At 41.0% G+C, this 12,499-nt stretch carries 14 protein-coding genes; 10 read left to right on the forward strand and 4 right to left on the reverse strand.

Annotation, left to right across the window (positions count from 1 at the left end; genetic code table 11):
* The first annotated feature begins 5 nt into the window (after positions 1–5).
* Both PYW33_RS00840 and PYW33_RS00845 read left to right on the forward strand, forming a co-directional pair.
* A complete protein-coding gene (locus tag PYW33_RS00840) occupies positions 6–2,192 on the forward strand; it encodes a LysM peptidoglycan-binding domain-containing protein (protein WP_004644852.1) in 2,187 nt (728 codons plus the stop codon).
* Between the two features lie 9 nt (positions 2,193–2,201).
* Positions 2,202–3,074 (forward strand): hypothetical protein, encoded by an 873-nt coding sequence (locus tag PYW33_RS00845; RefSeq protein ID WP_004644854.1) that lies wholly within the window; start codon positions 2,202–2,204, stop codon positions 3,072–3,074.
* A gap of 43 nt (positions 3,075–3,117) precedes the next feature.
* Here PYW33_RS00845 and PYW33_RS00850 read toward each other — a convergent pair whose 3' ends face one another.
* Positions 3,118–4,038, reverse strand: a complete 921-nt coding sequence (locus PYW33_RS00850; protein ID WP_004644855.1) for a Dyp-type peroxidase — start codon at positions 4,036–4,038, stop codon at positions 3,118–3,120.
* Positions 4,039–4,199: 161 nt separating this feature from the next.
* On the opposite strand from PYW33_RS00850, the gene PYW33_RS00855 reads away from it, so the two are divergent.
* Positions 4,200–4,820: a LysE family transporter gene (locus PYW33_RS00855; RefSeq protein ID WP_004644856.1), complete on the forward strand. Its 621-nt coding sequence runs from the start codon at positions 4,200–4,202 to the stop codon at positions 4,818–4,820.
* 74 nt (positions 4,821–4,894) lie between these two features.
* Here PYW33_RS00855 and znuB read toward each other — a convergent pair whose 3' ends face one another.
* The 3 genes from znuB to PYW33_RS00870 are packed head-to-tail and all read right to left on the reverse strand — an operon-like array spanning position 4,895 to position 6,960.
* Positions 4,895–5,695, reverse strand: coding sequence for a zinc ABC transporter permease subunit ZnuB (gene znuB / locus PYW33_RS00860; RefSeq protein WP_004644857.1), 801 nt, complete (start codon positions 5,693–5,695; stop codon positions 4,895–4,897).
* Between the two features lie 3 nt (positions 5,696–5,698).
* Positions 5,699–6,481, reverse strand: a complete 783-nt coding sequence (gene znuC / locus PYW33_RS00865) for a zinc ABC transporter ATP-binding protein ZnuC (RefSeq protein WP_004644858.1) — start codon at positions 6,479–6,481, stop codon at positions 5,699–5,701.
* The gene (locus tag PYW33_RS00870) at positions 6,463–6,960 is read right to left on the reverse strand and encodes a transcriptional repressor (protein ID WP_004280980.1); all 498 of its coding nucleotides are present in this window, start codon (positions 6,958–6,960) and stop codon (positions 6,463–6,465) included. Before PYW33_RS00870 ends, znuC begins: the two co-directional genes overlap by 19 nt.
* 146 nt (positions 6,961–7,106) lie before the next feature.
* On the opposite strand from PYW33_RS00870, the gene PYW33_RS00875 reads away from it, so the two are divergent.
* The 7 genes from PYW33_RS00875 to atpA all read left to right on the forward strand — a co-directional run bounded on the left by PYW33_RS00875 (position 7,107) and on the right by atpA (position 12,476).
* Positions 7,107–7,943: a metal ABC transporter solute-binding protein, Zn/Mn family gene (locus PYW33_RS00875; protein WP_004280981.1), complete on the forward strand. Its 837-nt coding sequence runs from the start codon at positions 7,107–7,109 to the stop codon at positions 7,941–7,943.
* A gap of 174 nt (positions 7,944–8,117) precedes the next feature.
* Positions 8,118–8,510: an ATP synthase subunit I gene (locus tag PYW33_RS00880; RefSeq protein WP_004280982.1), complete on the forward strand. Its 393-nt coding sequence runs from the start codon at positions 8,118–8,120 to the stop codon at positions 8,508–8,510.
* Positions 8,511–8,620: 110 nt separating this feature from the next.
* Complete coding sequence (gene atpB / locus PYW33_RS00885; RefSeq protein WP_004644859.1) at positions 8,621–9,496, forward strand: F0F1 ATP synthase subunit A; 876 nt, start codon at positions 8,621–8,623, stop codon at positions 9,494–9,496.
* A gap of 85 nt (positions 9,497–9,581) precedes the next feature.
* Positions 9,582–9,827 (forward strand): F0F1 ATP synthase subunit C, encoded by a 246-nt coding sequence (gene atpE / locus PYW33_RS00890; RefSeq protein ID WP_000424060.1) that lies wholly within the window; start codon positions 9,582–9,584, stop codon positions 9,825–9,827.
* Between the two features lie 39 nt (positions 9,828–9,866).
* The gene (locus tag PYW33_RS00895) at positions 9,867–10,337 is read left to right on the forward strand and encodes a F0F1 ATP synthase subunit B (RefSeq protein ID WP_004280990.1); all 471 of its coding nucleotides are present in this window, start codon (positions 9,867–9,869) and stop codon (positions 10,335–10,337) included.
* A 12-nt stretch (positions 10,338–10,349) separates the two neighbouring features.
* On the forward strand, positions 10,350–10,886 hold the full coding sequence (locus PYW33_RS00900; protein ID WP_004644860.1) for a F0F1 ATP synthase subunit delta: 537 nt from the start codon (positions 10,350–10,352) through the stop codon (positions 10,884–10,886).
* Positions 10,887–10,931: 45 nt separating this feature from the next.
* Positions 10,932–12,476 (forward strand): F0F1 ATP synthase subunit alpha, encoded by a 1,545-nt coding sequence (gene atpA / locus PYW33_RS00905; protein ID WP_004644861.1) that lies wholly within the window; start codon positions 10,932–10,934, stop codon positions 12,474–12,476.
* Positions 12,477–12,499: the final 23 nt, after the last annotated feature.

Here is a 12,499-nt window from a genome sequence, read left to right on the forward strand (position 1 = left end):
TAAAAATGACAAATAAGTCTTTAGCAACAGTACAAATTCTAGATTTGTTAGGAAATCCAATTCCTAAAGTTCAATATGAAGTCAAAAATAGTAAGACAGGTCAACATGTAGTACGGGGTTCTACCAATTCCAAGGGGTGCCTTTATGAAATTCAAAGAGACAAAGGAACGGTTTTAGATATATATGTCAAAAGCCTTTTAGGTGGAGGTATGAAAAAAGTTCAGACTTTCATAATGGCGAAAGACCGTATGCTGGTTACGGTTATAAGTCCTAAAATTCTCTTGGATTTAAAAACATTAGAAAATAATGAAAATAAAGGAAGTTATAAACGTAAAACACATAAGGTTAAAAAAGGTGAAACTTTATCATCTATTGCACAACAGTATCACACCACAATCCGAGTGCTCGAAAGGCTGAATGGGATAAAAGATGTCAATAAAATCAGCATAGGACAAGTAATTAAACTTCCAATTAATATGCCTGCTACAGGAAATAATACAAGTATTGATAGAAAGCCAAACCCTCAAAAAAATGCTTCTCAAAATAATAAGTCTCAATCATCAGAGAAAAGTAAAAAAGAGACTAAACAGGCTGATAAAGGAATTGTGAATACAGTTGAAGAGTATGAGAAGAAAGCATTAGAGCAGCTTAATGAATGGTATGAAGAAGGTAAGAAAGCTTTATCGGATGCAATAAAAATTGATATGAAAGAGGATCGCAGTCAGGATGGCGGAACACCGAAAACTGATACTTCCAATTTATGTAAAACTAATCCTCAATGTATATCTCAAGGCAAAAGTGAACTTATTAGAGAGGTTAATATCAGGCTAGCAGGCTTTGGTGGCGCATTACCTACAGATGAATTTACTCCTTTAACAGCGGAATGTATAAAGCAATTTCAACGGGATTATATGGGGGTTCCTGAAACTGGAAAAATATGCGGAAGTTTTTTAGCAGCTTTAGATAAGTTCCGTGATGAATATGGAATTGCAAATTTTATGACTAAAGCTAGTTGTCCCTGTGGTCAGTGTTCAGGTTATGGTAATAATAGAAGAGGTATTAAATCTGGTTTGAATACTGCTAATGAATATCCAGGATTGCATAGATCTTTAATATGGATATTAAAAGCATTAAATTTTTATTTAAAAAATGAATTTAAATATAAAGGTCTTGAAGTGGCTTATATAGAATCTGGTTATAGATGTATAAATGATAATAAGAAAAAAGGCAGAACTACAGTAAATCATATGGGTTTAGCATTAGATATACATATTAATAAAAATGGGAAGAGGACTAAGGCTATAGAAGATATAGAGTTTATTAGAAAAAAAATTATGACTATAAAAATGAGAGCAAGTGAAGAAAGGGCTTCTGATAAAATATATTTAGAACCAAAAAAATTTAAGAGTGGAGCAAATGGAGCAACTACTTGGGTTCATTTTGATGTGACAAGATTCTCAAGTATTTACTTTAATGATGAATACTTCAAAAAAGAAATTAAAGATCTCAATGGAAATCCGGTAGTTGAGATTATTAAATCACTAAATATGAATTCTATTTTAAATTGTGCAGGAATAATCGTAAATACTTCTACTATTTCTAAAATAACAGATCAAACTATTGAGGCTCTGGTAAAAGAATTAGGTGATGCGATTGCTAGTGGTGAAGGTAGCTATGAAGCTTGGAATGCAGGAGCTCCAGAAGGAAAAAGAGTTAAATACGGAAAAATGAATGACTTGCCAGGTACAATCACTGAAAAAACTATTGATGAAATTTTAGACGCTGCGAAAAAATATAGATGGGATGACAATAGAAGAAGATTTGCCACTGGAAAATATCAAACAATTCCTTCTACTTTAGCAGCAGCTAAAGCGAGACTAAATTTGAGTGGTAATGAATTATATGATCCTGCTATGCAAGAAAGAGTCTTTAAGGAGCATTTATTAAGAGGTCGTTCATCTATCTACAGCTTGATTATTAAAGGTGATAAAACTGTAGAGCAGGCCATGGTTGATGCTTCGAAAGAGTGGGCTTCAATTGCTTTACCGAAGGGAGAAAAGAATAAATATGGAATTATTTCTGATGGTAGTATCGGTTATCATGAATCTAAAACGAATAAAGCAAATAAACATTCTACCGAAAAAGTTAAAGTTATATTTGAAAAAATTCATGCTTATCATTCAAATAAATAGGTTTTAAATATGAAATCCAAATTAATTTTATCATTGTTTTTTAATGGTTTATTATTTTCAAGTTGTACATACCCAAAAGAAAATATATTAATAACATCAAATAATGTATCAAGATGTTATTTTGAAAGTGAAGTTGTTGATTTTTGTTCTAGAAACAAGATTGAAATCTATAATCAACATATTAAAGATTTGCCTAATTTTTCAAATGATAAAATATTATTAATTTTAAATCATAATAGAAGTACAGGTAAAGGTGAAAGTAGAGTTGTTAAGCTGATAGTTATATTAGATCCTCTAGAAAAAAAAGTAATTCCTGTGCCTCAGATGGTAGGTAATTTTGTCGATGGTAATTTAAGGGAAATTAATGATGATCCTGCTATTATAAAATATAATAAAAAAGATAATAAAGTTTGTTTATCAGGGACTACCTACTTTTTAGAAAATAATAATATTAATATTGAAAATGAATGTTATAAGTTTGAAAAAGGACGTGTAAATAAAATAGAGGGCTTAAGATTAAATGGTATTGAAGAATTTTCTAAGTTGCCCTATTCATCTGATATTCATTTTAAGTGTATAAATAATATTAAATTAAATCAATGTAATAACTTGAGATTAATATCTTCGCAAAAAATATTAAATAAGTATAATTTTATTAACCCTCAAGATGGAATGAGTGTTTTTCTGAAAGGGGAAAAAGATTTCTTTTTAATAGTATCTCCGTTTTTTGATGAAGGGGGAGCTAATTTAAGGATTATGAAAGTTAAAAATTTTAATTTAATTTCAGAAAAATATATTTATGCAGGAAAAAATGTAAATATTGATGGTGATTTAAACATAAAATATTTTGAAGGAAATAATAAAAAAGAATTCTCATTCTAAGAATAATTAATTTAAAAAGCCGGCTTCCACCGGCTTTTTTCTTTTACCCTTCCAAAACCTCTCCCAGCAGCTCCTCACTTGGCGCAAAGTAATAGGCACCATCCAGAGGTGTTACGAAATGCAGCAGACCGTCATGAATTCCATCGCCAGAGGTACCGAACATACGTTCTAACATAGTATCAATAATTTTCAGGTCTTTGGTATAGGCAATAAAGAATAGACCCTGGTCACCACGTCCGTCACCATAAGGCAGAGAATGACGTAGAATTTCCATTTCTTCGCCTTCTTCATCTTCAACTACAGTACGTGCCACGTGCGCATTTTCAGGTTTGACTTCATCATCCAATTCAATGGATTCAAGCTTGGTGCGACCCATAACCTGTTCCTGAGTATCAACTTTTAGCTTTTTCCATTTTTCCAGGTTATGCGCGTAACGCTGGGCAAAAATAAATGAACCATCTTGGAAAATACCTGAATCTTCACCTAATAATGCGACTTCAGCACGATCATCCGGGAATTGTGGATTTTCAGTACCATCGATGAAGCCGGTAATATCACGACCATCAAAGTAGCGGAAGCAAACTCGCTCATCCAGCACCTGAACCTGGTCCTGAATTCCTTCAAAAAAAGCTTGACTGAGCGCAAAGCAGATATCAGCACGGGCACTGGCAATATGAATCAGTACATCTGCTGGAACAACCGGCATATCAAACGAACCATGAATGGGTTCAAGCTGTTTAAAGCCTGCAGGAGCTTGATCATAAAGTTTTGTCCACAGTTCAGGACCAAAAGCTACGCCTGTTTTAATTTGTGCTTGAGGGTGTTGCGTGATCAGCCGATCACGAGAAGTAAACAAATGTTCGAGTTGTTCTTTTAATTTTTCAATACTCAAATCTTTAAGACGTAACACAATAAAGCGAGCATGATCTGAAGGAAGTGGCAAGATTACCGATTGGGCTGTCATTCATGGCTCCTATAAGGATAGATCCTGTTTTTTAATGTACATATTGTGCCTGAAGCTAGACAGAGTGAATAGTGCAGTGCCTTATATTTAAGCAAGTTTTTAGCCTGATTTTATTGGAAAATTCATATAATATTGGGCAAGTTTTGCTGAGTTAAATATTCATGTCCTATCAAATGTGGTTTGCCTATATGTTGGCCTGCTGGGTGATTAGTGTCTCTCCGGGTGCTGGTGCAATTGCATCGATGTCGAGCGGATTGAATTATGGTTTTCGGCATGGTTACTGGAATGCGCTGGGTCTGCAACTGGCTTTACTGGTACAGATTGCAGTGGTTGCAGCAGGCGTGGGAGTTTTGTTTGCGACAACCCCATGGGCATTTTTAGTGGTGAAATGGTTTGGTGTTGGCTACCTGTTATATTTGGCAGTTTTGCAATGGAAAGCACCTGCACAGAACATCGAAATTAAACATGAATTGACGCGAAAATCGAGAGGAAAACTGGTACTGCATGGTTTCTTGGTTAATATCACTAATCCTAAAGCCATCGTATTTTTACTGGCCGTCTTGCCGCAATTTCTGGATTTGTCCAAACCACAATGGATTCAGTATTTGATTATGGCTGCAACAATGGTGACGATTGATCTGATTGTGATGGCGGGTTATACCGGATTGGCTGCTAAAGTTTTAAGGCTACTAAAATCACCGAAACAACAAAAAGTCATGAACCGGACTTTTGCCGGTTTATTTGCAGGTGCTGCATTTTTATTGAGTTTGGTGCATCAATAACGAGTGTTTGCTCTCTCCTTAAAGGAGAGAGGCTGAATAGATCATTAGAAAATCATCATGATTTAACAGAAAGATTAATTCAGCTTTTTAAACTTCTGCACACAGAAGATCAGTGCAAATAGCACCGCCATGGTCAGGACAATGGTTAAACCTGTCGAAGTATTGAGACCTGCACTCGACCATAGGCCCACGGTCACCCCAATTTGCGCAATCACGAATGCCCAGATCACCATTTGTTTTGGTGAATGTGCAAGGAGTCGTGCAGTCAGAGCAGGGATCACCAGTAATGCCCCCATGAGTAATGAACCCACTGCTTTCAGGGCAAGCACGGTAAACAATGCCAATAACAACATAAAGATCAGGCGTTGCCATTTGGCATTTACACCTTCACTGACCGCCATGTCCGGATCAATCGCGATTTGAATCTGCGCTTGCCAGCTCTTATAGAGGACGGCTAAGGCCAGAATAATCACGATAGCAAAGGTGGGTAAGTCCGTCCAAGAAATCGTCAGTAGATCACCAAATAGATAGCTGAGAAGTTCCGGTCTTAAACTCGGTAAATGCTGAATGAACAATAGACCTGAGCAAAGCAGTGTTGCTGAACACAGCGCCAGCAAGGCATCATTCGGCAGGCGCGGATCATGCAGCACCCACAAAACCCCTACCAATAATAAGGCAATAAAAGTGACTCCCATCCAGAGAGGTAAACTTAAAGCCCCAGCGATGGCAACACCGAGCAAAGTACCGTGTGCCATGGTATCGGCAAAAAATGACATACGCCGCCAGAGCATGAGACAGCCCAGCGGTGCAGTCAGAAATACCAATAGCGTTCCCATGATCCATGCAGGTAAAAGGAGTTGTAACCAATCCATCATGGTTTAAGCTTCCGGCTCGGGGTGAATATGAGGGCGTGAATCATGCTGACAGGGGGTGGCAGAATCGCCGTGCGCGCAATGATCATGATGATGTTGATAGAACACCCGATTGGTGCCAAAAATCGCCTGATATTCGGGATGTTGCTGCACGCTTTCCGGCAGGCCACTACAGCAGATATGCTTGTTCAGGCACACGACCCGAGTCGTACCTTGCATCACCCATTGCAGGTCATGTGAAACCATCAGTACGGCACAGCCATATTTTTCCGGCAAGTTACGCACATATTCATACAGTTCAGCTTCGGACTGAATGTCTAGACCCTGCATCGGTTCATCGAGGACTAAAATATCCGGCTGGCGTAATAAGGCGCGGGCCAGTAGCACCCGTTGACGTTCACCGCCAGACAACTGCTGCACTTTAGAATCTTGCAGTTTACTAATGCCGGTATCGCGAATAATTTCGGTTTTAATCTCGGACGGACACTTTTCTAGTGCCAATAAATCTTTCACCCGTAGCGGCAAGCTATGTGAGGGATTGAATTTCTGTGGCACATAAGAGAATTTGAGTTTGCGCGCAGTCTTGATCTCACCTGATTGCGGTTTCAAAATGCCCAGCATGACTTTAATTAAGGTCGATTTACCAGCACCATTGGGACCAATCAGTGTGACAATTTCTTTCTCTTGTAACGAGAAATCAATGGCTTTTAAGATATCGCGCTCATCGATTTTGACCCAGATCTTGGAAAGCTGAATCAAGGGAGAGGCACTTAAGCTTTGTTGCGGCACTGCTGACAAATTCCTGAAATTTCGATAATGCTGTGATGTGCCGTGAAGTCGTCCGAGCTGGCCAGTGCATCGAGTTGATCGAGTAAGCCCTGAGCCGACGCTTCTTTCACGGCTTTACATTCGGTGCAGATTAAAAAAGCAGCCTGATGACCTTCACGCGGATGGCAACAGGGGATATAGGCATTGATCGAGGTCAGGCGATGAATCAGCCCTTTGCTTAATAAAAAATCCAGAGTGCGATACACCGTTGGTGGGGCTGCAGGACGATCACTGGCATTTTTCATTTGTGCCAGCAGATCATAGGCGCCCATCGGGCCATGCGCATTTAGAATGAGTTCCAGCACTTCTTTACGTAAAGGTGTAAGGCGTGCGCCGCTTGCTGCACAAAGACTTTCCGCTTCAGCAAGACGTTGTGCGACATTGGGATGGTCGTGCACGCCGTGCAATGCGTTGTGGTGTTCGTGCGAACAGGAACCCATAGTTCACCTCAAGTGCGAAACTGAAAATTAATAGATTTCAAATCTTAACATGAAGCGTTCTGAGTTTCGATTAGGCATAGGTATTTTTGTATTTTTGTTATATTATAACACTTCCTGATTTTATCGTTTTTAAGTGATTTCTACTCATGTTCCGTCTCCTTGCAATCAGTCTGCTGGCATTGTTCAGTACACTCAGTTGGTCACAAAGTCTGGTGGTGTCTACGCAGCCGATCTATCTGATTGCCAAGAAAATTACCCAAGGTGTGGAACAGCCGACTTTATTGCTGGCCAACCAAAGTGGACATGATGTGAGTCTGACTCCGGCGCATCGAAAAACTATTCAGAATGCAGGTCTGGTGATCTGGCTGGGTCAGGCGCATGAAGCACCCTTGGCCAAAGTGCTGAATGAAAGTAATAAAGGCATTGCACTGTTAGACTCGGGGATATTGACCACCTTGCCGATGCGTAATCCGCGTGGCGAGGCCTTGAAAAATACGGTAGACACGCATGTCTGGCTCGATCCGAATAATGCCGTACGGATTGGCTTCTTTATTGCGGCGTTACGTTCGCAACAACTGCCGGAACATCGTGAACGCTACTGGAAAAATGCCCGTGACTTTGCACAAAACATGTTTGCTACGGCTCAGCGTTATAGTTCAAGTAACAAAGCCAAACCTTATTGGTCTTATCACGATGCCTACCAGTATCTTGAGCGCCCACTCAATTTAAAATTCATGGGGGCATTGACCGATGATCCACATGTTTCACCAACGGTGGCGCAAATCAAGTTTTTACAGGATCATCGTCCACAGCGCAAAATGTGTCTGCTGGCCGAAGGTCATGCCAGTGAAAACCAGTACCGCAAACTCAATCCGGTACTGTTCCAGCATGTCGATGAAAGCATGAGCGGGGCAGGGGACTTTGTGCAGGCTTGGCAGCAATTGGCCGCCGAAACCCAGAAATGTGTACTAAATGCACGCTAATGATTTAAAAAATAGACAGATTTTGATTAGTTTAACAGCAGTGACCCGATTTAAAAAAACACGACTAAGGTCGGGAAAAGATTGCATGTTCAGGGGTGTAACTCTATAATGCCTGCGATTAAAAATAATCACCTGTTAAACTTGTCAAGCATGATTGCTGTGAGTGAATAAATAATGAGCCGAACTAGTCGCTTGATTGACCGACGATTAGCGAAAGCTTTGGTCCTCCTGCAAGCCTGTATGATCCCTGTTTCAGCCTTGATCGGCTGGGTCGTGAAAGACTCAACCGCAGCCTTGAGTGCAGCATTAGGTGCACTGGTATGTTGGCTCGCGACTTGTTATTTTTCGTGGCAATCGTTTCGAGCAGCAGGAGCCCGCGCGTCTAAACAAGTTCTTTCGAACATGTATAAAGGCTTGATGGGAAAGTTTGCCATTGTGATTGTTGGTTTCATTTTAATTTTAAGCAATGTTAAACCGTTGTCAGCGGTGGCGTTGTTTTGTGGTTTTATACTTGTTCAAGCCATGTCGTGGGTCGCTCCGTTTTGGGCGTCACGTCTACAAAAATGAGTATAAGCACAACAAGAAATTGAAAAGTTTTTCAGAAGCAGGCGAGATATCAAGCAGCACGCGATATTCGTTTGTTCTATTAGTTTTTTGACATTGACCAGGTGTGATTTATGGCTGCTGAAGAACATGCCCTTACTTCGACCGAGTATATCAAGCATCACTTGACCAACATGACCTATGGCAAAATGCCGGACGGTACATGGAAATTGGCCGAGAGCGGTGCTGAAGCTCAACAGATGGGGTTCACTGCTATTCACTTGGATTCAATGGGTTGGTCTATCGGACTGGGTCTGATTTTCTGTTTGTTGTTCTGGTTGGTTGCGAAAGCAGCTAATGCTGGTGTTCCTACCAAGTTCCAGTCTGCAATTGAAATGATTATCGAGTTTGTAGATTCAAGTGTACGTGATACCTTCCACGGGAAGTCTCGATTAATTGCACCCTTAGCATTAACCATTTTCGTGTGGATTTTCCTCATGAACTTGATGGATTTGATCCCTGTTGACTTTATTCCTTATGTAGCTCAACACGCGATTGCTTCTATGCTGGGTGTAGACCCTCATCAGGTTTACTTTAAAATTGTTCCGACTACAGATCCAAACATTACCCTCGGTATGTCTATTTCTGTATTCTTCTTAATTATTTTCTATAGTATTCGTGAGAAAGGTGTTGGCGGCTTCGTTGGTGAGTTAGCACTGAACCCATTTAACCCAAGTAATCCAGTTGCTAAAGTGCTTTTAATTCCATTCAACTTATTGTTGGAATTGACTACTTTCTTGGCGCGACCAGTTTCATTGGCTCTACGACTGTTCGGTAACATGTATGCGGGTGAGTTAATCTTCATTCTTATCGCGTTATTACCGTTCTGGATCCAGTGGGCGTTGTCTGTGCCTTGGGCGATTTTCCACATTTTGATTATTACGCTACAAGCATTCATTTTCATGATGTTGACTATCGTGTACATGAGTATGGCAAGCGAAAAGCATTAATGGTATTGCCTAACTGTCAACGGATGGTTGGGCACACAATTTTTTAACTTAATTTGGTATAAAACCTAACCTCTGAGGAATTATCATGGAACTCACTTTAGGTCTAGTTGCAATTGCATCTGCTATCTTGATCGCTTTCGGTGCTTTAGGTACTGCGATTGGTTTTGGTCTTCTAGGCGGCCGTTTCCTTGAAGCTGTAGCTCGTCAACCAGAATTGGCTCCACAACTTCAAACTCGTATGTTCTTAATCGCGGGTCTTCTTGATGCTGTGCCTATGATCGGTGTTGGTATTGGCTTGTTCTTCATCTTCGCTAATCCATTTGTAGGTTAATCAGCTTAATTCCGAAATTCACTATTTGAGGAATTTGCAATGAATATCAACCTCACATTGTTTGGCCAAGCGATTGCGTTTGCGATTTTTGTCGCATTCTGCATGAAGTTTGTATGGCCACCACTAATCAATGCGATTAGTGAACGTCAGCGTAAAATCGCTGATGGCTTAAATGCTGCTGAAAAAGCGAAGGCTGACCTTGCAGATGCGCAAGCACAAGTGAAAGCTGAGTTAGACGCGGCAAAAGCACAAGCGGCTCAATTGATCGAACAAGCGAACCGTCGTGGTGCACAATTGATCGAAGAAGCGCGTACCCAAGCTGCGGCTGAAGGTGAGCGTATTCGTCAACAGGCTAAAGAAGCTGTTGATACTGAAATCAATGCTGCTCGCGAAGAATTGCGTCAACAAGTGGCTGCTCTTGCAGTAACTGGTGCTGAGAAAATTCTTAGCCAGCAAGTTGATGCAGAAGCTCACAATGCCATGCTGACTCAGCTGGCTGCTAAACTTTAAGAGAGGCGGATTATGGCTGAACTCTTGACGTTGGCACGCCCATACGCTAAAGCAGCATTTGCTTACGCTTCTGAGCAAAGTGCAACTGACTCTTGGTCAACAGCACTTGAATTGCTCAGTGCTGCGGTGCAAGACGAAGCATTTTCAGCTTATCTAAATCGCCCTGAGCTTACACCTGCTGAGCAGGTGGCTCTTTTTGCGAAAGTTTTAGGTGAAGACCAAACTGCAGCAGTGTCTAACTTCCTGACATTGCTTGCAGAGAATAACCGTTTGGTTCTTCTTCCTGAGATTGCAGCAGAATATGAGCAGCTTAAATCACAGAATAACAATACTGTGGATGTTGTGATTGAATCAGCATTCCCATTGACTTCTGTACAGGAACAACTTCTTACTCACGCATTAGAGAAAAAATTCGAAGCGGCGGTAAATGTTTCTGTAGAAGTTAACCCAGCGCTGATTGCTGGTGTAGTTATTCGTGCAGGCGACCAAGTGATAGATGATTCTGCGCTTAACAAGCTTGAAAAAATGCGTACTCGTCTTCTTGCTTAATTGCATTTAGAAGACTGAACTTTAAAAAGATTGAGGTATAGCGCAATGCAACAACTGAATCCATCCGAGATCAGTGCGCTCATTAAACAGCGTATCGGCGATCTGGACACCAGCGCAACCGCTAAGAACGAAGGAACCATTGTTATGGTTTCCGACGGTATTGTGCGTATTCACGGCTTAGCTGACGCTATGTACGGTGAAATGATCGAATTCGACGGCGGCCTTTACGGTATGGCACTGAACCTAGAACAGGATTCAGTGGGCGTCGTTGTTTTAGGTAACTACTTAAGCCTTCAAGAAGGTCAAAAAGCGCGTTGCACAGGTCGTGTATTAGAAGTTCCGGTTGGTCCAGAACTTTTAGGCCGTGTAGTAGATGCTTTGGGTAACCCGATTGATGGTAAAGGCCCTATTGATGCAAAATTAACTGATGCTGTTGAAAAAGTAGCACCAGGCGTAATTTGGCGTCAATCAGTGGATCAACCTGTACAAACTGGTTATAAATCAGTAGATACAATGATCCCTGTAGGCCGTGGTCAACGTGAGTTGATCATTGGTGACCGTCAAACTGGTAAAACAGCAATGGCGATCGACGCGATCATCGCTCAGAAAAACTCTGGCATTAAATGTGTATACGTAGCAATCGGTCAAAAACAATCGACTATCGCTAACGTGGTACGCAAGCTAGAAGAAACTGGCGCTATGGCGTATACAACTGTTGTAGCTGCAGCTGCAGCTGATCCAGCAGCAATGCTGTATCTAGCTCCGTATTCTGGCTGTACAATGGGCGAATACTTCCGTGACCGCGGTGAAGATGCGTTAATCATTTATGATGACTTGTCTAAGCAAGCTGTTGCTTACCGTCAAATTTCATTGCTTTTACGCCGTCCACCAGGTCGTGAAGCGTATCCAGGTGACGTGTTCTATCTACACTCGCGTCTACTTGAACGTGCTTCTCGTGTATCTGCTGACTACGTTGAGAAATTCACTAACGGTGAAGTTAAAGGCCAAACTGGTTCATTAACTGCATTGCCGATTATTGAAACTCAAGCGGGTGACGTATCTGCATTCGTACCAACCAACGTAATTTCGATTACTGATGGTCAGATCTTCCTTGAAACATCATTATTCAACGCAGGTATTCGTCCTGCTGTGAACGCGGGTATCTCTGTATCTCGTGTTGGTGGTTCAGCGCAAACTAAGATCATCAAGAAATTGTCTGGTGGTATCCGTACTGCTTTGGCGCAATACCGTGAATTGGCAGCATTTGCTCAGTTCGCTTCTGATCTTGACGAAGCAACTCGTAAGCAACTTGAACATGGTCAACGTGTAACTGAGTTAATGAAGCAAAAACAATATGCTCCTTACTCAATTGCTGACCAAGCTGTTTCAATTTATGCATCTAACGAAGGCTACATGGCTGACGTAGACGTTAAGAAAATCGTAGACTTTGATGCTGCGTTGATTTCTTACTTCCGTTCAGAACATGCTGCGTTAATGCAACAAATCGATGCCTCTGGTGATTACAACAAAGACATCGAAGCTGCAATCAAAGCAGGTATTGAAAGCTTTAAAGCGACTCAAACTTACTAATTTCAACCTCTGTTGAATTTAGT

The organism is Acinetobacter lwoffii (assembly GCF_029024105.1).
Taxonomy (GTDB): Bacteria; Pseudomonadota; Gammaproteobacteria; order Pseudomonadales; family Moraxellaceae; genus Acinetobacter; species Acinetobacter lwoffii.